18 protein-coding genes are annotated in these 22,175 nt (G+C 64.7%); 9 read left to right on the top strand and 9 right to left on the bottom strand.

Annotated elements, in window-relative coordinates; genetic code table 11:
• Positions 1–294 precede the first annotated feature (294 nt).
• Complete coding sequence (locus ACXJL8_RS02125; protein WP_456684534.1) at positions 295–3,483, top strand: tetratricopeptide repeat protein; 3,189 nt, start codon at positions 295–297, stop codon at positions 3,481–3,483.
• Between the two features lie 60 nt (positions 3,484–3,543).
• A complete protein-coding gene (locus ACXJL8_RS02120) occupies positions 3,544–4,806 on the top strand; it encodes a hypothetical protein (RefSeq protein WP_456622381.1) in 1,263 nt (420 codons plus the stop codon).
• 59 nt (positions 4,807–4,865) lie between these two features.
• Here ACXJL8_RS02120 and ACXJL8_RS02115 read toward each other — a convergent pair whose 3' ends face one another.
• Complete coding sequence (locus ACXJL8_RS02115; RefSeq protein ID WP_456622380.1) at positions 4,866–5,651, bottom strand: L,D-transpeptidase; 786 nt, start codon at positions 5,649–5,651, stop codon at positions 4,866–4,868.
• 342 nt (positions 5,652–5,993) lie between these two features.
• Between ACXJL8_RS02115 and ACXJL8_RS02110 the strand changes: the two genes are divergently transcribed.
• On the top strand, positions 5,994–6,317 hold the full coding sequence (locus ACXJL8_RS02110; RefSeq protein WP_456622433.1) for a hypothetical protein: 324 nt from the start codon (positions 5,994–5,996) through the stop codon (positions 6,315–6,317).
• Between the two features lie 118 nt (positions 6,318–6,435).
• On the opposite strand, the gene ACXJL8_RS02105 is transcribed toward ACXJL8_RS02110, so the two are convergent.
• Positions 6,436–7,197: an ABC transporter permease gene (locus ACXJL8_RS02105; RefSeq protein ID WP_456622379.1), complete on the bottom strand. Its 762-nt coding sequence runs from the start codon at positions 7,195–7,197 to the stop codon at positions 6,436–6,438.
• Positions 7,194–8,117, bottom strand: coding sequence for an ABC transporter ATP-binding protein (locus ACXJL8_RS02100; protein WP_456622378.1), 924 nt, complete (start codon positions 8,115–8,117; stop codon positions 7,194–7,196). The genes ACXJL8_RS02105 and ACXJL8_RS02100 overlap by 4 nt, the downstream gene beginning before the upstream one ends.
• Positions 8,118–8,406: 289 nt before the next feature.
• Here ACXJL8_RS02100 and ACXJL8_RS02095 point away from each other — a divergent pair, with 289 nt between their 5' ends.
• Positions 8,407–9,123, top strand: coding sequence for a hypothetical protein (locus ACXJL8_RS02095; protein ID WP_456684533.1), 717 nt, complete (start codon positions 8,407–8,409; stop codon positions 9,121–9,123).
• A gap of 87 nt (positions 9,124–9,210) precedes the next feature.
• Here the strand turns inward: ACXJL8_RS02095 and ACXJL8_RS02090 are convergent, their stop codons facing one another.
• Both ACXJL8_RS02090 and ACXJL8_RS02085 read right to left on the bottom strand, forming a co-directional pair.
• Entirely contained in the window at positions 9,211–10,389 is a 1,179-nt protein-coding gene (locus tag ACXJL8_RS02090; protein WP_456684532.1) for a cytochrome P450, read from the bottom strand.
• Positions 10,390–10,408: 19 nt separating this feature from the next.
• The gene (locus ACXJL8_RS02085) at positions 10,409–11,617 is read right to left on the bottom strand and encodes an ABC transporter substrate-binding protein (protein WP_456622375.1); all 1,209 of its coding nucleotides are present in this window, start codon (positions 11,615–11,617) and stop codon (positions 10,409–10,411) included.
• 128 nt (positions 11,618–11,745) lie between these two features.
• On the opposite strand from ACXJL8_RS02085, the gene ACXJL8_RS02080 reads away from it, so the two are divergent.
• The gene (locus ACXJL8_RS02080; protein WP_456622374.1) at positions 11,746–12,198 is read left to right on the top strand and encodes a MarR family winged helix-turn-helix transcriptional regulator; all 453 of its coding nucleotides are present in this window, start codon (positions 11,746–11,748) and stop codon (positions 12,196–12,198) included.
• Between the two features lie 33 nt (positions 12,199–12,231).
• Here ACXJL8_RS02080 and ACXJL8_RS02075 read toward each other — a convergent pair whose 3' ends face one another.
• Both ACXJL8_RS02075 and ACXJL8_RS02070 read right to left on the bottom strand, forming a co-directional pair.
• Positions 12,232–13,092, bottom strand: coding sequence for an alpha/beta fold hydrolase (locus ACXJL8_RS02075; protein WP_456622373.1), 861 nt, complete (start codon positions 13,090–13,092; stop codon positions 12,232–12,234).
• Positions 13,093–13,136: 44 nt separating this feature from the next.
• Positions 13,137–13,838, bottom strand: coding sequence for an alpha/beta fold hydrolase (locus ACXJL8_RS02070; RefSeq protein ID WP_456622372.1), 702 nt, complete (start codon positions 13,836–13,838; stop codon positions 13,137–13,139).
• Positions 13,839–13,959: 121 nt separating this feature from the next.
• On the opposite strand from ACXJL8_RS02070, the gene ACXJL8_RS02065 reads away from it, so the two are divergent.
• The gene (locus ACXJL8_RS02065; RefSeq protein ID WP_456622371.1) at positions 13,960–14,577 is read left to right on the top strand and encodes a CGNR zinc finger domain-containing protein; all 618 of its coding nucleotides are present in this window, start codon (positions 13,960–13,962) and stop codon (positions 14,575–14,577) included.
• Positions 14,578–14,625: 48 nt separating this feature from the next.
• On the opposite strand, the gene ACXJL8_RS02060 is transcribed toward ACXJL8_RS02065, so the two are convergent.
• Positions 14,626–15,303, bottom strand: a complete 678-nt coding sequence (locus tag ACXJL8_RS02060; RefSeq protein WP_456622370.1) for a TetR/AcrR family transcriptional regulator — start codon at positions 15,301–15,303, stop codon at positions 14,626–14,628.
• 168 nt (positions 15,304–15,471) lie between these two features.
• On the opposite strand from ACXJL8_RS02060, the gene ACXJL8_RS02055 reads away from it, so the two are divergent.
• The 3 genes from ACXJL8_RS02055 to ACXJL8_RS02045 all read left to right on the top strand — a co-directional run bounded on the left by ACXJL8_RS02055 (position 15,472) and on the right by ACXJL8_RS02045 (position 17,772).
• Positions 15,472–16,323, top strand: coding sequence for a DUF3313 domain-containing protein (locus tag ACXJL8_RS02055; RefSeq protein ID WP_456623580.1), 852 nt, complete (start codon positions 15,472–15,474; stop codon positions 16,321–16,323).
• Positions 16,324–16,379: 56 nt separating this feature from the next.
• The gene (locus ACXJL8_RS02050; protein WP_456623576.1) at positions 16,380–16,715 is read left to right on the top strand and encodes a hypothetical protein; all 336 of its coding nucleotides are present in this window, start codon (positions 16,380–16,382) and stop codon (positions 16,713–16,715) included.
• A 136-nt stretch (positions 16,716–16,851) separates the two neighbouring features.
• Positions 16,852–17,772 carry a LysM peptidoglycan-binding domain-containing protein gene (locus ACXJL8_RS02045; protein ID WP_456684531.1) on the top strand — a complete coding sequence of 307 codons (921 nt, stop codon included), beginning with the start codon at positions 16,852–16,854 and terminating at the stop codon, positions 17,770–17,772.
• 15 nt (positions 17,773–17,787) lie between these two features.
• Here ACXJL8_RS02045 and ACXJL8_RS02040 read toward each other — a convergent pair whose 3' ends face one another.
• Positions 17,788–21,819 carry a VCBS domain-containing protein gene (locus ACXJL8_RS02040; protein WP_456684530.1) on the bottom strand — a complete coding sequence of 1,344 codons (4,032 nt, stop codon included), beginning with the start codon at positions 21,817–21,819 and terminating at the stop codon, positions 17,788–17,790.
• Positions 21,820–22,175: the final 356 nt, after the last annotated feature.

Raw genomic sequence — 22,175 nt, 5'->3', positions numbered from 1 at the left:
GACCCGATCTGTCGAAATTCGCAGGATGTTGGCCAGGGCAGTAACGCAGAAATCCGAAATCTGCTCGCGTGTCATGTCATTTCCCAGAAACAATTGAAACGACAATACGGGCGACCCCCAGGTTGTCAATTTGGCCGGAACGCCGCGGCGTTGAAGGTTGGGGACTGTTGCTTTCCTGCGTCGCCAGCTGCTCAATTCATGCACAGACTGGCGCGATTTCCCGCGGTCGACAGCGGCAATGGCTGGCCGTATCCTCCCGAAATTGCCATTCGACGCGCGTGACGGGATTTTCGCATGAACCGCGCCCGCCTGTTTGCCGCATTTTTCCTCGTGGTTCTCCTGTCCGGACCTGCTTTCGCCCAGCGCGGCAATGATTTTGATTCGCTGCTCGCGCAGATGAACGCGGCGACGCAGACCGGGCGCTGGGCCGACGGGCTGGCCGCCGCGCAAAAGCTGGAAAACCTGGTGCGCCGCCGTCAGGGCGCCGACAACATGAACTATGCCGGCGTGCTGCACAACGAAGGCATGTTCCTGCACAACCTCGGCCGCTACCCGGAGGCTGTCGACAAGCTCAATGGGGCGCTCGCCATCAAGCAGCGCAACAACGACGTCGCCTCCACGCTGCGCACCGCCAACCTCCTGGTCGGATCGCTCGGCATGCTCGACCGCCGGGCGGAGGCGACCACCGTCGCCGAGCGGGCGCTGGTGCTCGGCACCGGCGCGTTCGGCGCCAACGATGTTCGTCTCTCCGACACACTGTCGGCGCTTGGCGGGCTCGCGCGCGACAAGGAAAACTACAAGGAAGCGGGTGACTATTTCGAGCGTGTGCTCGCCGGCTTGCAGGCCGCAAACGCGCCGCCCGTCGATGTCGCCTCCGCGATGGACAGTCTCGGCGATGTCTATGGCCTGCTCGGGCGTTTCGACGATGGCGAGCGCCTGTTGAGGCAGGGGCTCAGTCTGCTCGACCGCGGCTTTGGCCAGAACGCCGAGGCCGCGCCGAACTACGACAAGATGCTCAACGATCTCGGCAACCTCTACATGGATGCGGGCCGTCTCGCCGAGGCCGAGGCGGTGATGCGGCGCTCGCTCGCGATCGCCCGGGCGCGCAGCGGTGATGCACATCCGAACGTCGCGGCCGCTACCGGTAATCTCGCAACCGTGCTCGAACATGAGGCGCGCTACGCCGAGGCTGAAAAACTCTATCAGCAGACGCTTCAGGCCTATGAGCGGATCTACGGTTCGAACCATCCGACCACCGCGATCGGCCTGAACAATCTCGCCAATGCCTATACGGCGCAGGGGAGGAACGAGGCAGCCGCCGGCCTCCAGGAGCGCGTGCTTGCGATTTACGAAAAAGCCTTTGGCGCCGAGAGCCCCGATGTCGGACGCGCCCTGAACAATCTTGCCAACAGCTATGCAAATCTGGGGCGCAACGATCGGGCGCTCGGCCTCTACCGCCGCTCGCTGGCCGTGATGGAGCGCAAGTTCGGCGAGGGCAGTGGCCCGAGCGCGCTGGCGGCAGGCTCGCTCGGACAGGCCCTGATGGAGATGGGCCGCACGGACGAAGCCCGGTCCTATCTTGTCCGATGCCTCGAGATCGACGAGCGCGTGCTCGGCGGCAAGCATCCGCAACTCATCAAGGACCTGCGCAGTGTCGCGCTGCTCGACCTCAAGACCGGCAACATGGCCGACGCGCGCGGCCGGCTCGACCGTGCGCTCGCGATCGCGCAGGACAGGCTCGGGCCGCRTCATCAGGACACCATCGCCACCCTGATCGACCTCGCCGACATCGACCGGCGCGAGGGCAGATGGCCGGATGCGCTGGCGCGGCTGCGGCTTGCCGCCTCCGTTCTCAACGCACAGCGCAACGCGCAATTCACCCGTTTCACCGCGCTCGATCCCTGGCTGATCGATGCGATCTGGCGTGTCGCGGACGGCAAGCCCGACAACGCCGCGAAGGACGAAGCCTTCGGCGCCGCGCAGCGCGCGCACGAGACCAGCGCCGGTGCGGCGCTGGCGCAGATGGCGGCGCGCTTCGGTGCCGGCAATGACGCGATCGCCGGCCTGGTCCGGCGCCAGCAGGACCTCAAGGCGAGCCTCGAAACGCTCGACAAGCGCGTGACATCCGAGCTCGGCCAGGCGGACGGTAAGCGTAACGACGCATTGATTGCCAGCCTGCGTGCGCAGACGGCGCAAACGCAAAAATCGCTCGATGACGTCTCGGCCCAGCTCGATCGCAGTTTTCCGGCCTATGCTGAATTGTCCAATCCGCAGCCGCTGTCGATTGCGCAGACCCAGGGCTTGTTGAAGCCGGATGAAGCGCTGGTGGCGTTCATCGCGTCAGGCGACAAGACCTATGCTTTCGCCGTGACGCGCGAGGCGAGCGCGTTGCGCCAGGTCGCACTCGGCAGCCGCGAGATCAGCGATCGCGTCGCGCATCTGCGGCTTGGACTCGCCGATCCAGAAGCCGCCCGATCGTCATTCGATCTCGATGCATCCTTCGAACTCTACACCGCGCTGTTCGAGCCGATATCGGTCGACATCAGTGGCAAGCCGAAACTGCTGATCGTCCCGGCCGGTGCGCTCACAAGCCTGCCGTTTCATGTGCTGGTGACCAGGAAGCCCGACACCGCGTCCGCCGATCGCTACCGGCAGGCGGCGTGGCTGCTGGGCGAGCGCGCCATCACGGTGCTGCCGTCGGTGCCGAGCCTGCGCGCGCTGCGCAGCTTTGCCAAGGACTCGCGCGCGCAAAAGCCGTTCATCGGGTTCGGCGATCCCGTGTTGCAGCGGACGCCTGCGGAGAAGCGCGCAGGGCGCAGCGTGCAGCCGTACCAGAGCTATTATGATGGCACGACCGTCGATCTCGACCGCCTGCGCACAGGACTTCCCGCGCTGCCGGAGACCGCAAGCGAGCTCCAGGCCGTGGCCCGCGCGCTCGGCGCCTCGCCGCAGGATGACGTCAAGCTCGGCCCGGCCGCGACCGTGACCAGCGTCAGCGCATTGCCGCTCGATCAATATCGCGTCGTCGATTTCGCCACCCACGGGCTCGTCGCCGGCGAGGTCAACGGCCTCAGCGAGCCGGCGCTGGTGCTCTCGCTGCCGGACCGGCCGACCAGCGACGATGACGGCCTGCTCACCGCAAGCCGCATCGCCAAGCTCAAGCTCGACGCCGATTGGGCGGTGCTCTCGGCCTGCAACACGGCGGCCGGTGACAGGCCAGGCGCCGAGGGGCTGTCGGGTCTTGCGCGCGCGTTCTTCTATGCCGGCGCGCGAGCCCTGCTGGTGTCGCACTGGCCGGTCGATTCCGATGCGGCCGTGCGCCTGACCACGGGCGCCTTTTCCGAGCTTACCGCGCATCCCGGCATCGGTCGCGCCGAGGCGCTGCGCCGGTCGATGAAGGCCCTGATCGCCGACCGGTCGTCGCCGCGCAATGCCGATCCGGCCGTGTGGGCGCCCTTCGTGCTGGTCGGCGAGGGCGGTTGACGGCGGCMGCGGAAGGCCGAAACTGGTGCTCAAAAAGGACCGGTTCCGGGAGTGGTTCACATGCGGCTTATCTTCATCGCGACGATGGGCGTTCTCATGATCGGGCAGGCAGCAGCCAGGGATGTGTTGTCAGGCGCTAGTCTCTATGCCGACGTCGAGCGCTACGCCTCCTTCGGCCTGCATCGCTTCGGCTCGCCCGGCGACCGCGCCACCGCCGACTGGATCGCCGGCGAGATGAAGCAGGCCGGGTTCGACGTCAGCTTCCAGCCCGTCGTGCTCAGCCGGCAATACGTCGTCGAGCAGGCCAGCGCCGAGACGGCCGGCATGTCTGTCGAGGCGACGCCGTTCTGGTGGCCTCCGCAGGACAGGGCGAGCTTCCATCTCACCGCGTCGCTCGCGCGCGACGGCGATGTCGCCGGAAAGATCCTTTTGCTCGACCTGCCCTTCGACCGCGGTGCTTACCTTGGTCCGGCCCATCGCGCCGCGATCACCGAGGCCGCGGCGAAGAAGCCCGCGGCTATCCTGCTGACGATCGGCAATCCCGCCGACGACCGCTTCGCCTACAACGTCACGCAGGAGGATGCGCCCTGGCCGGTGCCGGTGATCGTGGTCGGCGCCAGGTCGCGGCCGACATTCGAGCGTGCGCTGGCGTCAGGCGCATCGGTGACGTTCGACGTCAAGGGTCACTACCAGCGCGATGTTGCGGGCCGCAATGTCGTCGCCGAGACCGGCGTTGGCCGCGACCCGACCATCGTCGTCTCCACGCCGATGACCGGCTGGTACAGTTGCGTCTGCGAGCGCGGCCCCGGCATCGCCAATTTCCTCGCGCTGGCGCGCACCGTCGCGGCGGAAAAATGGCCGGCGCATTTCGTCTTCATCGCCACCGCCGGCCACGAGATCGGCCATGGCGGCATGGAGCTGTTTCTGAAGCAGGGCGCGCCCGCGCCGAAGGATACGCTGGCCTGGATTCATTTCGGCTCCTCGAACGCGTGCTACGCCTTTGCGGAAGGGGGCCGTATCGAGCGACCCGAGCAAGAACGTTATCTCGTGCTGAGCAAATCCGCTGTTGCGCTCACCGACGAGGCTTTCGCCCATGTCGCGGCCAAACGTCTGGTGACGGAGAAGCAGGCGGTCGGCGAGCTGCGCGACGTGCATGCGGCGGGCTACGCCAATTTCCTCGGCATGGCCGGCCGCCATCGCAGCTTCCACACGCCGTCGGATGATCTCGGCGCCACCGGGCCCGAGATCCTCGAGCCGGTCGCGCGCGCCTTCGTCGACGCCGCGCGAAAAATCGTCGAACGCGGCAGCGCCGCGTTCAGATAGAGCATGATCCGGAAAAGTGTGGAGCGGTTTTCCGAAAGGATCATGCTCAAACAATAGCGTCAGTTCTGGTAGTAATTGTAGCCGCCGCGCGGCTGATAATACTGGCGGGGCTGYGGCTGATAGTAGCCCTGCTGGCCGTAGCCCTGATTGTAATATTGCTGCGGCTGCTGCTGATAGACCTGCGCGTCATAGAGCGGGCGGCTGGCCGGACGCGGCGCCGGGTAGCGCGCGCCGGTGTCGCTGCCGTCGGCCGGATAGATGTAGTTGTCGTCCTGCGGCATGTAGCGGCGGGCGGGCTGCGCCGGCGGCGTCAGATTCACGGGATCGCCTGATGTGGCGTACTGCTCTTCGGCCGGCTGCGGGGCGCGGGCCACCGCTGCGGGGTTGCGGCCGCGCGGATTGCGCGCCAGCGCCACCTGCGCCGAGCCGGTCAGCGTCACCGTGGTGTTGAGCACGCCCTGCTGCTGCACCAGCGCGTAGAGCGTCGATGCATTCTGGCGCGACAGCCGCACGCAGCCGTGCGAGGCGGGCGAGCCGAGGCGGCCGACCGAGTCGGTGCCGTGGATGGCGTGCCCGACCTTGGTGAAGAAGATCGCGTGCGGCATCGGCGCGTCGTCGAATTCCTTGGAGTAGTGATCCTCTTCCATGCGGAAGGCCCGGAACCCGCCGCTCGGCGTCTCGCGCGACGGGATGCCGGTCGACACCGGCCAGTGATAGCGCGCGACGCCGTCGACGGCGACGGTCATCTGCTGATTGTCCTTGTCGACGGTGATCTCGACCTTGGCCTGCGCTGTGCCCGCGCTCAAAAGCAGCAGGGAAGTACAAGCAATGAAAAACGAACGCATCTCGAAACGCATTTGAGGGAAACCCATTTTAGTCCTGGCCTCCGGCCTGTTCACGCAGGCGCCGCGGCTCTCCGTCCCCCGGTGTGCACTATGCCTGCAATCCGGCTTTCGTTCCAGCGGCCCGCCCGTCCATCGTTAACGCGACGCCGGGCGTAAGCAAGGCCGCTTTGTGCCGCGCTGCCTGCGGCGGTGCTGACATTTTCGCGAGCATCCCGGGCGTTCACGACGCCGACAATTCGTCACAAAGACGCAACCATTTGGCCGCGCCTGGCGTTGATCATGGCCTGCCTGACGCGCGGCTTTCGCCGCCATTTACCCCGTAAACTTTCCTTGGGATCGAAGATGAACAAAGCTCGCATCGCTGCCGCTCAATTGCCGGCCGGTTTACCTGTCCGCCTGCTTTTCGCCGCCGTCGCCATCCTCCTCGCGCTGCTATCGCTCCCGCAAGCCAGCCACGCCCAGGGCATCGTGCGCGGTGCCCAGGAAGGCTCTTATGAAGGCAACCGCATTGCCGGCCCAGTGGGCGGCGTGGTCGGAGGCGCGGTCGGCGCCGGGGTCGGCGGCGCCGTGGGCGCGGTGGAGGGCGTGTTCGGCATTCCACATCACCGCCATTACCGCTGCCGCGGCTATTATGACGGCTATCACCGCTTCCACTGCTATCGGTGAGCTGCTGGTCATTCCGGGGCGCGCGTAGCGCGAGCCCGGAATCCATCGAACGGCAGAGCAAGTGGATGAATGGATTCCGGGCTCGCGACTTCGTCGCGCCCCGGAATGACGGCGAGGGTCAGTTCTTCAGCCGGTACCCCGTCCGGAAAATCCACCAGATCACGACCAGGCAGATCACCAGGAACGCCGTCGTCATGCCGATGCTGACGGATACGCTCACGTCCGCAATCTCGTAGAAGCTCCAGCGGAAGCCCGAGATCAGATAGACGACCGGGTTGAGCAGCGCCACCGTGCGCCAGGTGGGCGGCAGCATGTCGATGGAATAGAAGCTGCCGCCGAGAAAGGTCAGCGGCGTCACCACCAGCATCGGGATCATCTGCAGCTTTTCGAAGCCGTCGGCCCAGATCCCGATGATGAAACCGAACAGGCTGAAGGTCACCGCCGTCAGCACCAGGAAGGTCAACATCCAGACCGGATGGTGGATATGCAATGGAACGAAAAGCCCGGCTGTTGCCAGGATGATGAGGCCCAAAATGATCGACTTGGTCGCGGCCGCGCCGACATAGCCGAGCACGATCTCGAAATAGGAAATCGGCGCCGACAGGATCTCGTAGACCGTGCCGGTGAATTTCGGGAAGTAGATGCCGAACGAGGCGTTGGCGATGCTCTGCGTCAGCACCGACAGCATGATCAGGCCCGGCACGATGAAGGTGCCGTAGCTCACGCCCTCGACCTCGCTGATGCGCGAGCCGATCGCGGCGCCGAACACCACGAAATAGAGCGAGGTCGACACCACCGGCGAGACGATGCTTTGCAGCAGCGTGCGCCAAGTGCGTGCCATTTCGAACAGATAGATGGCGCGGATGGCGCGGTGGTTCATGACGTCCTCACGAGGTCGACGAAGATGTCCTCGAGCGACGATTGCGTCGTGTCGAGATCGTTGAAGCGGATGCCGGCGTTGCGCAAATCGCTGAGCAGGCTGGTGATGCCGGTGCGCTCGCCCTTGGTGTCGTAGTCGTAGATCAGCGTCGCGCCGTTGTCGCAGAGGTCGAGCTTGTACTGGCTGAGGCTGTCCGGCAGGGCGCCGAGCTTGCCCTGCAGATGCAGCGTCAGCCGCTTCTTGCCGAGCTTCTGCATCAGGGTCGCCTTGTCCTCGATCAGCACGATCTCGCCCTTGTTGATGACGCCGATGCGGTCGGCCATCTCCTCGGCTTCCTCGATGTAATGCGTGGTCAGGATGATGGTGACGCCGGACTGCTGGAGCGTGCGGACCACCTCCCACATGCCCTTGCGCAGCTCGACGTCGACGCCGGCGGTGGGCTCGTCCAGGAACAGGACCTGCGGCTCGTGCGACAGCGCCTTGGCGATCATCACGCGGCGCTTCATGCCGCCCGAGAGCGTGATGATCTTGTTGTCCTTCTTGTCCCACAGCGAGAGGTCCTTCAGCACCTTCTCGATATGGGCAGGGTTCTTCGGCTTGCCGAACAGGCCGCGGGAGAAGCTCACGGTCGCCCACACGCTCTCGAAGGCGTCGGTGTGCAGTTCCTGCGGCACCAGCCCGATCAGCGAGCGCGCCTTGCGGTAGGAGGTCTGGATGTTCTCGCCGCCGACCAGGACCTTGCCCTCGCTCGGATTGGCGATGCCGCAGATGATCGAGATCAGCGTGGTCTTGCCGGCGCCGTTGGGGCCGAGCAGCGCAAAGATCTCGCCGCGCTTGATATCGAGATTGACGTTCTTGAGCGCCTTGAAGCCGGACCCATAGGTCTTCGACAAATTGGCGACGGAAATGATGGAGGACATGATGGCCGCAAGTCTGAGGAGCAATGGCTGGGGAAGGGGGGCTGGAACTCGCCCGGGCGGGCGGGTCAGCGGAGCCCTGAGATAGGAATGGCCTTGCCCGGCCGCAATTGGGGAGAGAAAAATGGTCTCAAAACAGGCCGTTAGGTGGCTGGTTTCGAGCAAGTGTTGCGCGATGGTCACGGCTTGCTGCTAAGATTGCCGCTCACGCGGCTCTTTGTTGCGTCTGCGGGCAGGCCGTGGCTACGATTCCGGCCAATCGCGAAGCGTATTGTCCCCAGGGAAAAGACCGATGAGACCGAACGGCCGTCACACCGCCGGCGCCAGCCAGTTGTCCACTATCCGCGTCTGGGCGATGGGCCTGCTCCTGCTGTCAGCTGTTGCCATGAGCCCGACCACCGCCAAGGCGGCGCCGAGCCAGTCGGCGGCCGCGACCACGCATGTCTACCTGCTGCGCGGTGTGCTCAACATCTTCTCGCTCGGACTCGACACCATCGGCTACCGCCTCCAGGCGCAGGGCATCCCGGTGACCGTCGCCAACTTCGTGTCCTGGTCCTCGCTCGCCGATGAGGCCGCCGCCGACTACCGGGCCGGCCGCGTCAAGACCATCATCCTGGTCGGCCATTCCTCGGGCGCGACCGCGCTGCCGGACATGATCGCCAAGCTCAACCAGCTCGGCGTTCCCGTGAAGCTCGCGATCGGCCTCGATTCCGTGTTCAAGACCAGGCTCTCGACCGGCGCCGAGCGCTACATCAACATCTATATCGGCGATGGCCCCGGAGAGCCGGTGCGAGCCGCAGCGGGCCTGCGCGGCAAGCTCGACAATGTCGACGTCCGCGGCACCGGTGTCGGCCACATCTCGATCGACAAGAACGAGGCGATCCAGCGCCGCGTCATCGGCGAGATCGACGCCGCCATCATGCGCTCGCGCGCGCCGGYGGCACCGATCGCCGAACCCGCCGCGCCGCGGCAGGCGCGCTCGGCGGCGGCAACGGCTCCGCGGAACTGAGGGGCGCGCTCGACGCATCCTCAGTTCACCTCTCCCCGCTGGGGAGAGGTGAACCTGGCGCCCGTCGGGACTTTACTCATCGCCCGCCTAGGCAGCCGTCACGCGGACCGGCATGCTCTCCAGCCCGCGCAGGGAATTGTTGAGCCTGCGCCTCGGCTCCGCGGTGAGCTCGATGGTCTTCACGCGCCTGGCGAGCTCGCCAAAGATCAACTCGCCTTCCAGACGTGCGATCATCTGGCCGACGCAGGCGTGAATGCCGGCGCCGAAGCCGACATGTCCGGTCGCGACGCGTTCGACCTCGAAACGGTCCGGATTGTCCCAGCGAGCCGGGTCCCGGTTGGCCGAGGCCATGAACAGCAATACCTTGCGGTGCGCCGGGATCACGCCGCTGGCGGTCTCGACGTCGCGCGAAGTGGTTCGAAAGAACGTCTGCACCGGTGAATCGTAGCGCAGGCCTTCCTCGAAAGCGTTGCGCGCCAGCTCCGGCCTGTGATGGAGCTTGCGATATTCATCCGGATGCGTTGCGAGCGCCAGAACGGTGTTGCCGATGCCGTTGACGGTGGTGTCGATCCCGGCGGTCAGAAACGGCCGCACCAGATGGGTTGCTTCGTGTTCGGTGATCTCGCCTTCGTCGGCCGCCTGGTAGATCATCATGCCGAGCCCGTCGGGCCGCAATGCATCTCGCGCGCAGCATTCCATGATCCAGCTCTGCGCCGCGAGACCCTCTTGTCGTGACGCCGCCAGCAGATCGTTCTCGGGGCCAAAGCTGTCGAACACGAATGTGCTCCAGGCCAGCAGCTTGTCGCGGCCATCCGGCCGGATGCCGATCGCATCCGGAAACACCTTCATCGGATAGGCTTCGGCGAGATCGGTCACGGCATCGAATGTGCCTTTGTCGATCAGCTCCGAGACCTTCCTCTCCGCCTCCTGCTGAAACGTTTCGCGCAGCCGCCTTGCGACGCCCGGCGACAGGGTGCGGCCGAGGACTCGGCGACCCTTGTCGTGGTCGGGTGGATCGATCTGAAGCGTCAGCGGTCGCGGCAGGGCGGGGTTCATCCCGTTGAGGCCGACACCCTCGCCGCTGATAARGGTCTTCCAGTCTTTCAGCGCCGCCTCGACCTCGGCATGGCCCGCCATGGCCCACACGTCGTAACGCTCGAGCTTGAACACCGGCCCGAGCGCGCGCAGCGCTTCATAGGCGGGATAGGGATTTGTCAGGAAGTCAGGCGCAAACGGGTCGGCCTGGCTGCACGCGATGCCGGTCATCGTGACCTCCCGGAGCTGCTTACTGACTGGAGAGCGGGCACTTGCCTTCACTCTCCGGCCGGAACGCATCCTCGCCCTTGATCGTGCCTTCGACCTTCAGCAGATCCCAGGCCGATTTCGATTCCTCCGGCGCCTTGACCTGGAGCAGGTAGAGCGGATGGATCTTGCGCCCGTCCTTGCGGATGTAGCCCTTGCCGAACAGCGGATCGTCTGTCGGCATCTCCTTCATCGCCGCCACGACCGCCTTGCCGTCCTTGGCGCCGCCGACCTTGTCCACCGCCTTGAGATAATGAATGACCGATGCATAGACGCCGGCCTGCATGTCGTTGGGATAAGCCTTCGACGGAATGCGCTCGGCGAAGCGCTTGGCGAACGCACGCGTGCCGTCGTTCAGATCCCAGTAGAACGGGTTCATGATCTGGGCGCCCTGCGCGAACTTCAGCCCGAGCGCGGGAAGGCCGTTCATGCCCAGGATCAATCCGACGAGCTTGTGGTCCTTGGTCAGCCCGAACTCGGCGGCCTGCTTCATCGACGTGATGGTGTCGTCACCGGCATTGGCGAAGCCGACGACGTTCGCGCCCGAAGCCTGGGCCTGGAGCAGGAATGAAGCGTAATCGGCCGTTCCCAGCGGATGCCGCACGCTGCCGAGCACCTCGCCGCCGGAGGCTTTCACGGCCTCCGCCGCCTGTTTCTCCAGATCCTGACCGAAGGCATAGTCGGCGGTGATGAAGAACCACTTCTTGCCGCCCTGCTGGACGATCGCCTTGCCGAGGCCGCGCCCGTAGGCATAGGTGTCGTAGGTCCAGTGCACGGTGTTCGGCGTGCACTTTTCGCCGGTCAGCAGCACTGTTCCTGCGCCCGATCCGACGAAGACCTTGTTCTTCTCGGCGCTCATGCCGGCGACGGCGAGTGCGATCGACGAGTTTGGGATGTCGAAGATCGCATCGATGCCCTCGTTCTCGTACCAGCGCCTTGCGATGCCGATCCCGATGTCGGTCTTGTTCTGGTGATCGGCCGCGACGACCTCGACCGGCTTGCCGCCGGCCTTTCCGCCAAAATCCTCGACCGCCATCTTGGCGGCGACGACCGAACCGATGCCTTGATAGCTCGCGAACGGGCCCGACTGGTCGTTCAGGATGCCGATCTTCACCGCGTCCTGGGCGAATGCCGGGGCCGCAGCCAGCATCAAGGCCGAAATGCACAATTTATGCAGGAATTTGCTGTTCATTGTCTCCCTCCGGTACGCGGTCTTGGTGCCGCTCAATTATAGTTATATTTTATATCTATTTTGGACGGAGTCAATTCGGTGGACGTTTGGCCGCCCCGCTTGAGGATCCCGAGCACGTGAGACCCCCAGTGAAGTCCAGTCAGCAGCCGGAGAAATCGTTGAATTTGCAGGCGCTCCAGCGGACGCCGGGCTTCATGCTGCGGCTGGCGCAGCTCAAATTCTTCGAGGGCTTTTACGAAGAATTCGCCGCGTTGGGGGTGACGCCTGCGACCTATGCGATCTTCGTCGTCATTCGCGACAATCCCGGCGTTCCCCCGAGCAGCCTCGCAAGCCTGCTCCGGTTGCGCCTGCCCAACCTGATCAAGATCCTGAATGAGCTCGAGTCATCGGGCTTCATCAAGCGCAGTCGCTCGAAGGCGGATCGCCGGGCCGTCGAGCTCATGCTGACGCCAAAGGGTGCAAAGCTCATTCACGAGGCGGCCAGGCTGACGGAGCCCTACAATGAAAAGATGCTCGCGCCGCTCAGCGGGCCCGAGCAGCGCACCTTGCTCGAACTGCTGAACCGGATTCTGCCATTCTAGGCTGCGTAGCCCGCCCCTGGCGATCTCTTCGCTTTACCGCAGCCGGCCCAGGAAATCGCGAATGCTCTCTGCGATCTCGTTTGCATGCGTTTCCAGTGCGAAATGGCCGGTATCGAAGAACTGCACCACCGCGTTGGGATTGTCGCGCTTGAACGCCTCGGCGCCGGGCGGGATGAAGAACGGATCGTTCTTGCCCCAGACCGCCAGGAACGGCGGCTTGTGCGTACGGAAGTAGTTCTGGAATGACGGATAGAGCGCGACGTTGCTCTTGTAGTCGCCGAACAGATCGAGCTGCACGTCGTCCGAGCCCGGACGCGCCAGGTAGAAATTGTCGAGGTTCTGTCCGTCCGGCGACACCATGGTCGCATCGCCAACGCCATGCGTGTACTGCCAGCGCGTCGCCTCCGGCGTGAGGAAGGCGCGCAGCGCGTCGCGGTTGGCCGGTGACGGGTCCTGCCAATAGGCCTTGATCGGCGTCCAGCCGTCGCTGAGGCCATCCTCATAGGCGTTGCCGTTCTGCGAGATGATGGCCGTGATCCGCTCGGGATGGCGCAGTGCGAGCCGGAAGCCGGTCGGCGCGCCATAGTCGAAGATGTAGACCGCGAAACGATCGAAGCCGATCAATTCGGTGAAGCGCTCGATGACGCGCGCGACGTTGTCGAAGGTGTAGCGGAAGCTGTCGCGCGAGGGCATGTCGGACTGGCCGAAGCCGGGAAGGTCCGGTGCCACGATGTGATACTTGTCGGCGAGCAATGGGATGAGATCGCGGAACATGTGGCCGGCGCTTGGAAAGCCGTGCAGCAGCAGAAGCTTTGGCGCGTTGGCGGGGCCGGCCTCGCGATAGAACACCTTGAAGCCGTCGACGTCGGCCGTGCGATATCTGGTCGGGGTCATGACATTCTCCGTCATTGGCAAGTGATGTGGTTTCCTGAAGAAGGTTAGATCGGGTTGCCGCTCACGGCGCGGATCGCGTCGCGAATGATGCCGGCGACGGCCGCGGGCGCGGTGACGCTGGGCGTGTGATCGACGGCGAGGGTGCGGATGTTCGCCTTCATGCGTTCCGCCATGAAGCGCTGCGTGTCCGGCACGATCATGCGGTCCTGCTCGGCGACCAGGAACCAGCTCGGGACGTCCTTCCAGAGCGGGTGCCCGGCCGGGACGGTGATGCAGTTCAGCGAGATCGGCCGCTGCACGGCCGCGAGGACCGCGTGGTCCTCCGCCGTGGCGTTCTGCGCGAAGGCCGCAGCAAACGCGTCTTCCGGCAGCCAGATCAGACCATTGTCGTCGGGAGCGAGTTTTGGCGCCTGCGGATGCGGCGGAAGACGGTAGAACACGTCCGCGACCTTCTCGCCTTCGTCGGGCGCAAGCGCCGCCACATAGACCAGCGCCCTCACGCGCGCAGGGCGCGCAAGCGCAATGACCGCGCCGGCATAGGCGTGCCCGGCAAGCACGATCGGGCCTTCGGTGCGATCCAGGCTGCGGTTGAGGGCGGCGACATCGTCGGCCAGCGAAGTTAGCGGCAGCGGCGCTGCCTGCGTCTTGATCCCCTCGGCCTCGAGCGCCGCGATGACACGGGCCCAGCTCGACCCATCCGCCCAGGCGCCATGGGCCAGAACCACAGTCGCATCGCCTTTGGCCATGCTCGCCTCCCGCATAACCTGTTAAATCTCTTCAATCAGGTTATGCTCGCCGCTGGTAACTTGTCAATAGCTATTTAACAGGTTATGTCGAGGGACGTTCCGTCTGGCTGGGGAGCCGCGCATGACAAATCGACCGCCTGCCATGTTCATTGCCGACTCGATCGGTCTCGATTTCCTGAATTCGATCGCGACGCCGGTCGATGCGCCGGTCGACTGGATCGACGACGGCGATGGCTTGGTCGACTGGCTGGCCCAGGCGAAGCTCGTGCCGGCGGCGGAGCTGGATGCGCTGAAGGCGCGCGCGCTGCCGGGCGAGCTGGACAAGGTCGCCGATCAGGCCCGCGCGTTGCGCGAGTGGTTCAGGAGTTTCGTTCGCAAGCATGCGGGCCGGCCACTCACGGCGGATGCGTTGCGCGAGCTCGGTCCGTTGAACAGCCTGCTGGAGCGCGACGAGGCATTCAGCCGGATCGAACCCCGGCATGAGGATGGCGGCCTCGCGCTGCGAATGACGCGGCGCTGGCGGTCGCCTGAATCGCTGCTGCTGCCGGTCGGCGAAGCGCTGGCGCAATTCGTCTGCGAAGAGGACTTTTCGCACGTGAAGGCATGCGAGGGCCATAGCTGCACGATGCTGTTCGCCGACCACACCCGCCGGCGTGCGCGGCGGTGGTGCATCATGGCGGTCTGCGGCAACCGCGCCAAGCAAGCGGCGCATCGCAGCAGGCTCAAGAGCAGGCAATGAAGGGATCCGCTCGGTGCGGTGGCGGCGGGCGTTGATCCGCGGGCCGTCCTATCGCTTCTTGACCAGCTTGAGAGGGCGGGCGGTGGCCTGATTGCGCGGCTTGATCGCGGCGCCCTGCGTTTCGGGCGGACCCAGGAAACGCACGAGCATCGTCTTCAGATGCGCCGTGCTCTGCTTGATATCGAGCTTGGGATTGCGGATCGGCATCGCGCGCGATCCGTCGATGATCGCGATCAGGATGTTCGCCGTGGCATCTGAGTCCAGTCCCGGATCGACCCGTCCCTGGCTCTGCGCGTGGCGCAGGAAATCGACCCACATGCGGCGCACCGCTCGGGTGTGCCGTTCGATGATCTTGGCGAATTCCGGATTCCGTGCGGCCTCCGCGAGGCCATCCAGGCTGAGGATCTGGGCGGGACGAAACCGCAGGCTGGTTGCCTCGATGTCGGCGAGCAGCGCCTCGATCACGTCGGGGGCGGCCAGAATCTTTTCAAACCGCTCCGCCGCATGCGCGAGGCCGAGGTCGATCATCGCCTCGACGATCGCCATCTTGCTCGGAAAGTAGTGATAGAGGTGCCCCGGACTGATCCCGGCTTCGGTGCAGATGTCCGTCGTGCTGGCGCCACGGAAGCCGTCCTTGATGAAGCAGCGGATTGCCGCGCCGAGGATCTCGCCGCGCTTCTGCTCATGCTTGACGGGGTCGACTTTCCTCAATGTGCTCTCTCCCATCCTCCCAGCAACATTCTAGCAACGTTTCGTCACGAGAAAATCAAAATTAGAGAGTTCCATCTATTATCTTGACGGGCGGCAGGGGGCGTGGGAGTGGTAATTAGAGTGGGTTCTCTAATAAATCGTGCGGCGGCGAGCGGGACCATGCGCGTCAGATGGGCGGCCCTGATGTGCGTCACGCTTGCGGGCGGTGGATGCGCGACCGCGCCGCTCGAACGCGGCGGCACGCTCAGGAGCTACGACCGGATGTCGGACGCCAACGGGCTGATCACGAAATCCCAGATACGCGTGAACAAGAAGGACGTGCTGGCGGCGAAGACGGTCCGGATTGCATCGACCGTCTTTCCCGCACGCAGCGATGTCCCTTTGAATGAAAAGGAACGGCGTCTGGTGGCGAACGCCATCAGCCGCGAACTGTGTCTGCGCTTGAGCGAACGCTTCCGCATCGTGTCCACGGACGACGACGCGGATCTCACGGTGCAGGCGACGGTCACTCATGCCACGCCGACCAGCCCGACCGCCTCCGGCGCTTCGAAAGCCCTGTCGATCGCCAAGACCGTAGCCCTTCCCGCCGTGCCTGTGCCGGTACCGAGGCTTCCGGTCGGGCTCGGCAGCCTGTCGGTCGAGGCGGAGGCGCGCGACTTCGCCGGATTTCAGAAGGCGGCCATGGTCTGGGGGCGCAGCGCCAATTCCTTCTCGAACTCTCCGCGGGTCGCCAACGAGGGCGATGCATACGATCTCGCGGCCGATTTCGGCGCCGATTTCGCCAAGCTGGTTGTGACCGGAGAATCTCCGTTCGGCGGTGTGCCCGCGCTGCCTCCCATCGAAAGCATTCCCGTGCGGTTCGGCGGCGCGCCGAAATATGTCGCGTGCGAAGCGTTCGGGCGGTTTCCGGGAATCACGGGCTTTGCGGGGCAGGGACTCGGCCTGCCGCCCGCCTGGACGGATTCCGGTGCCAAGGACAATCCGGCTCCGGCACCAGCGCCCGAGCTGAATCCAGGGCCGACGCTCACGCAATGATTTGGACGCATTACCGGCCGCGAAGGCTCGCCCTTGGCCGCCGATCCCTGCAGGTCTTGGCCGCTATCCTGACGCTGTTGCTGGCGGCGTGCGCGTCGACCCCGGATATCCCCCACACCTATCGTCCGGCACAGCCGCCCAGCGCCCAGGCCGTGAAGGAGGGCGTCAGGAAAGGCGCGACCGCAGCCAAGCTGACCGGCGGACTCGAGACATCCGCCGTCCGTCGTACCGACCACGGGCCGGGATCGTACTTTGTCTGCGTGAGGCGGAGCGACCCGTCAGCGGACGGAGCCGCTTATTCGGTGTTTTTCGACAATGACGACTTCAAGGGGATCCAGAGTTCGGTGATTTCCGAGGCCTGCGAAGCCGGACCATGGGTTCCGTTCAAGTGATGCCTCGATACGAGGGCGGTCGGAACGGACGCCTCCGCCGACGGGCGTCACCGGCCCGGTTCCGTGCCCCAAATTCCTCCCAATCGGTGGTCACTAAGCGCCTTGGGGGAGGCCTCTGCCTTCCGTGGTGGGACTGATGGTTGATTTGAGGCGACTGGTCGTGCTGGCAGCGGTGGCGCTGCTCGCCTTGAGCCCCGGCATGGCCGCGGCGTCACCTGCCAAGACGAAGCCCGCCGCGGTCGCGACCGCCGCTCCGCCGCCTCCACCGGCCGAGCCGCTGCCGCCGCCGAAAATCTACCTGTTCCGTGGCGCCATGGGGCCGATCTTCTCGACCGGCATGGACCGGCTCAGCGAGAAACTGACGCAGGCCGGATTTTCGGCCGACGTCTACGAATTCACCATCTGCCGATGGATCGGCGATCGTGCCATCTCCAGCTACAAGGAGTCGCCGGCGCCGATCGTGCTGATCGGGCATTCGATGGGCGGGCTGTGCTCGGTCGTGATCTCCGAGATGGCAGCCAAGGAGAACATCCCGATCAGCCTCRTCATCACCATCGATCCCGCGCATGCGACCGGCGACGTGCCGCTCAATGTCGAGCGCTTCATCAACATCTTCCTTTCCGACACCGTGCTCGGCGGCGGCGATGTGGTGGCGGTGCCCGGCTTTCGCGGCCACTATGCGAGCTACGACCTGAAGCAGAACTCGCGGGTCACCCACATCAACATCGAGAAGTCCGACGACATCCATCGCCAGATTATCGACATGGTGACGCAGTTGCCGCGGATTCAGGCCCAGGTCGATGCCGTGCCGCTGCGCTACCGCGTGCCCGGGGATACGCTGGTCGAATTGTGGGATAGCGGCGTGCGGCTTCCGGTGCGCCGGGGTGACACCATGGAAAGCATCGCCGCGGCCAATCGCGTGCCGCTGTGGTCGCTCGCGCAGAGCAACTCGCTGCCGGAGAACGCACCGCTCACCCCCGGCCAGTCCATCATCGTGCCGCGCCACCTGACGCCGCCCGAGCCAGCGGCCGCGATGGTGACGCCGAACCGGCGGTAGGCCGCCCGACCAAGCTCACACGATCAAATCGTGCGCAACATGGGGCTCGACTGAACCGCCGATATCGTGAGTGCCATGGTGCATTGGCGAAACCTCGGCGTCTTGCGCGGCATCACCATGTCCGCCGGCTTTTGTGGCGTGGTCGTGATGATCGAGCGGCGATGGGACATCGTCCGCGAATGCGATGGTCGATCTCTCGATCGCCGGCTTCAGGAATTTGAAGGAATCGCCCAGCCCGTGCGGATCTGCCTGCGAGTTTCCGTGTGAGCCGGGCGCGCCATCAGCCGCAGAATGCGGTTGAGAATGAGGCCCGTCGTGCGCCTCAGCTGAAGCATGACCGTGTTCGCTGGCTTGCGGAGGATTCGAATGARCGCTGCCGCCGTTCCCGAGGCCTTTCGGGGGGGCGGCATCAAGCCCACTTCCGCTATCGGCAGCGCGCGCATGACCGGGAGCCTCCGCGGCCTTGCCATGACTGGAATGTTGGTCGGTCGCAAGAAGCGCATCCGGCACGATGAAAGAGACATCCAACACGGGATGACTTTCCTCCGCGGTGCCGCCCGCGCCAATTCCGATCAAATGGGTGCTGTGGTTGATCGYGGTGTCTTCGAACATAAATTTGAAGGAGTCCATCGATAGCGAAACGCTGGCCGGCTCCGGGCTCGTGGCTTGCGTCGTAGTTTCGTCCCGGGTGGAAGAGGTGGTCTCGTCGATCCACCTGCTCCGAGTTTGATCGGCATCGAGGCGATAGCTCACATCCACCGTTTGAGCGGTCGAGCCTCCGTCGAAGGAGAGGGGGCTGCTACTGTCCGTCGTGCTGGCGGCGACCTCCGAGGTGCTGATCGTAACGGAGGCCGTGTCGCCTTGCACTGCCACGGTTGGATCGATGGTGTCGCTCACAGCCTGCGCCGGCGCCGCGGCTTGGTCCACGACGAAATCCGATGAATCGATGGACGCGACACCCTGGAGATGAACTTCCAGCAGGCTGGAATCGCCGATCTGGAGAGTTTGATCGGTCGGATTGACATACACGATGGTTTCATTGGCTGAGCTGTCGTAGATCCAGGCGATGGTGTGAGCCGGCACGGACGTGCTTGACGCGGTCAATGCCAGGATCACGAATCCGAGCGCGCCGATGGCCGTCAGATCGATCCTGTCGGCTCCCGATCTGAAATCAGTGATCGTATCGAACCGGCCTGCACTGGAATCTGCCGCCGACAGATAAGCGAAGACATCATCGCCATTGCCGCCCGTGAGCTTGTCCGCACCGAGCCCCCCGATGATGGTGTCGCTGCCGTTGCTGCCGTCGATATTGTCCCGTCCGGAGCCGCCGTAGATGAGGTCATCCCCGTTGTTGCCCTTGATCGCATCGTTGCCCGATCCGCCAAAGATAGTGTCGTTCACGCCGGTGCCGTTGAGGGTGTCCTCACCGGCGCCTCCGTAGATCGTTTGGGGAACGTTGCCGCCGCCGGCGATGCTGTCGCCTCCAGGCGTGCCGTAGACAAACGGGGGATCGGATACGACGGTGGCTCCTGTTGCCAGATTGTCGAAGTCGTTGGGGTCGGCATCGCTGGCGCCGTGGATGGAGATCGTCACCTCCTGGGTGGTGCCGTCGATGGTCGTTACCGTGAAGTGATCGGTGAGCGTATCGCCGACATCGAGTGCGTCCACCACGCCGTTGTTGTTGTCGAGCGTATAGGTCCATACGCCGGACGCGGTCATCGTGAAGGCGCCGTAGCCGCCGTCGCTCGCAGTGCGCGATGTCACGGCCGTGAAGGTGTTGGCTGGATTGTCGACGTCGCTATCGGCGAGCGCGCCGGTCGCGAACGGGATACCAGAGGAGATGCCGCCGGCTTCGAGCACCGAGCCCGTCGTGGCTCCGGAAATGACGGCGGCGTCATTCGTGCCCTTGATCGTGATTGTCACCACCTGCGGCGTGCCGTCGACGGTCGTCACGGTGAACTGATCGGTCCGGGCATCCCCGACATTGAGGGCTTGCACCGTGCTGTTGGTGTTGTCGAGCGTGTAAGCCCAGGTGCCCAGCGCCGTCATCGTGAAGGTCCCGAAGCCGCCCGCGCTCGTCCTTGGCGTGCTCACCGGGGTGAAGGTGTTGGACGCATTGTCAGGATCGGTATCGGTCAACGTGCCGGTCGCAGTCGGCGTGCCAGGCGTCGCATTGGCCTTACCTCCGGCCTCGATCACCGATCCGGTCGCCGTTCCGGAAATGACGGCCGCATCGTTGMTGCCGTTGATGGTGATCGTCACCGCCTGTGCCGTGCCGTCCGCCGTGGTCACCGTGAAGCTGTCGGTCAGCGTGCCGCCGGTGTTGAGCGCCTGAACCGCGGCGTTGGCATTGTCGAGTGCATAGGTCCACTCGCCGGCCGCGGTGATCGTGAAGCTGCCATAGCCATGCGCGCTTGCCGTCGGCGCGCCGACCGCCACGAACGTGTTGGACGGGTTGTCGAAATCCGCGTCGACAAGCCTGCCGGTTGCGACGGGCGTGCCGGGCGAAGCGCCGCCCGCCTCGACGACTGAACCGGTCGCGGTGCCGGAGACGACGGCGGCGTCGTTGCTGCCCAGGATCGTGACCGTCACGACTTGCGGGGTGCCGTCGATGCTGGTCACCGTCAGGGTATCGGTCAGGGTATCGCCGGCGCGCAAGGCCTGTACTGTGCTGTTGCTGTCGTCGAGCGTGTAGGTCCATACGCCGCCGGCCGTCATCGTGAAACTGCCGTAGCCGCCCGTGCTCCTGGCCGGCGAGCTGATCGCCGTGAACGTGTTGGGCGGGTTGTCGACATCCGTGTCTGTGAGCGTGCCGGTCGCGGTCGGCGTGCCGGGCGCCGCATTGGCGACGCCGCCCGCTTCCACCACCGTGCCGCTGGCGTTGCCTGAGATCGTGGCAGTGTCGTTGACGCCGTTGATGGTGATGGTGAAGGCCTGGCTTGTCGAGAGCCCGCCGTCCGAGACCGTGATGACGAAGCTCGTGGTCGTCGGCGACGACAGGGCATTGATAGCAGCGCCGTTCGGAACAAAAATGTAGGCGCCGGACGTGCTATTGAGATGAAGGGTGCCAAACGGACCGGTCTGCGCGAGATCGTATGTCACGCCGTTCAGGACCGTGTTGCCGGCCGTCCCGCCGCTGAGACCGAAGGTCAATGGCGTATTGAACGGGCTGCTGGCGGTGAAGGTACCGCTTGTCGCGGTGAACTCGTCGAACCTGATCGTGTCGATCTCGACTGGCCCGGCCGTCACGCTCAGTATCGGCGGCGGCCGCTCAATAAGGGGGAGCTCGAACAGCGGCAGCGGCGGAGCCAGCTTCAACGGCGCGGTCGCGTCTTCCGACGTGAAATTGATGTGCTGCAGCGAAAGCGAATCGCCGAAAGGCGGCGTGCTCGATCCTGTTGGGCCCCGCGCAAGATTTGCGAGCACGTCGCGTTGAGCCGCCTGCAACTCCTCCATTCGCGCGGCACTGTTGGTAACCTGGTTCACGCTGACCGAGGAGCCGATCCTGTGCAGGACGATTGTCTCGCCTGGATCTTCGACGATGATGTGTCGCGGCACCGGCTCCTTGGTGATGAGTTCGAAGGCGCCGTGCTGCAGGTGCTTGTAAGTGATCTTGTCCTCATCCAGAAACGTGGCGTCCGGGTCTGCGGCGAGGGCGTCCTTCATCATGGAAAAAGTCAGCGCCGCAAGCGTCAGGATGCCGTATCCACTGGCATGGGAGCGGCTGCGAACGCTTCCAATGGGCGTGTCGACCGTCAGGGTACCGCTGTTGGCCAGCCGGCCGGTCGCGAAAGCAAAGCGTCCGCTGCTGAGCGCAACGACGGTCGAACGCGACGCGCCGTCGGACTCGCAGGCAAATTCGCGCAGCTCAATGCAAGCTCGGCTGGAGATATTGAATACGGTGTCGTCGAGAAGCCGAATTGCGACCTGCCCATCCGCGGCAGTTTCGATTACGTCACCACGACAGACAAGGTCCCCAGAGCTGACCTGAGTCGCCGCGCCGCCATCGCGCCTAAGAGCAGCGCAACCAAGCGCTGTCTGAACCATGCCGATGATCTGGAGAGGCAGAGCCGTAACAGCCCCATCCCGGGGGGCAACGCCCAGAGCGACTAACATTGTTTTGGCCTCGCATGCCGATTAACTCGGGCTCAGCGCGGTGCCGCGGTCTTCTTGTCGATTTTGCCTACGCCGCCGGGGCAGATATTGGCGTTGGCAACCCAGGCCTGCACGCCGAAAACGTCTGATGAAAAAAGATCTCTATGGGTGTAGCCAAGACTCTATGGGTGTAGAAGACGATGACAGTTCGCGCGAGATACCGCGTCTGGACGCGAACGTAGATTGTCTCTCAGGAATAGCCGACGACTGAGCCGCGCGAAATGTGGCGCAGTTCCGGTGGCGAGGCA

The organism is Bradyrhizobium sp. P5_C11_2, assembly GCF_054049755.1.
Note: the sequence above shows the minus strand (reverse complement) of the source record. Positions and strands in the feature narration are given on the sequence as shown.

Coding starts and splice junctions, on each gene's coding strand:
- ACXJL8_RS02120 (WP_456622381.1), top strand. CDS start 3,544: ATGCGGCTTATCTTCATCGCGACGATGGGCGTTCTCATGATCGGGCAG.
- ACXJL8_RS02110 (WP_456622433.1), top strand. CDS start 5,994: ATGAACAAAGCTCGCATCGCTGCCGCTCAATTGCCGGCCGGTTTACCT.
- ACXJL8_RS02105 (WP_456622379.1), bottom strand. CDS start 7,197: ATGAACCACCGCGCCATCCGCGCCATCTATCTGTTCGAAATGGCACGC.
- ACXJL8_RS02100 (WP_456622378.1), bottom strand. CDS start 8,117: ATGTCCTCCATCATTTCCGTCGCCAATTTGTCGAAGACCTATGGGTCC.
- ACXJL8_RS02085 (WP_456622375.1), bottom strand. CDS start 11,617: ATGAACAGCAAATTCCTGCATAAATTGTGCATTTCGGCCTTGATGCTG.
- ACXJL8_RS02075 (WP_456622373.1), bottom strand. CDS start 13,092: ATGACCCCGACCAGATATCGCACGGCCGACGTCGACGGCTTCAAGGTG.
- ACXJL8_RS02070 (WP_456622372.1), bottom strand. CDS start 13,838: ATGGCCAAAGGCGATGCGACTGTGGTTCTGGCCCATGGCGCCTGGGCG.
- ACXJL8_RS02065 (WP_456622371.1), top strand. CDS start 13,960: ATGACAAATCGACCGCCTGCCATGTTCATTGCCGACTCGATCGGTCTC.
- ACXJL8_RS02060 (WP_456622370.1), bottom strand. CDS start 15,303: ATGGGAGAGAGCACATTGAGGAAAGTCGACCCCGTCAAGCATGAGCAG.
- ACXJL8_RS02055 (WP_456623580.1), top strand. CDS start 15,472: ATGTGCGTCACGCTTGCGGGCGGTGGATGCGCGACCGCGCCGCTCGAA.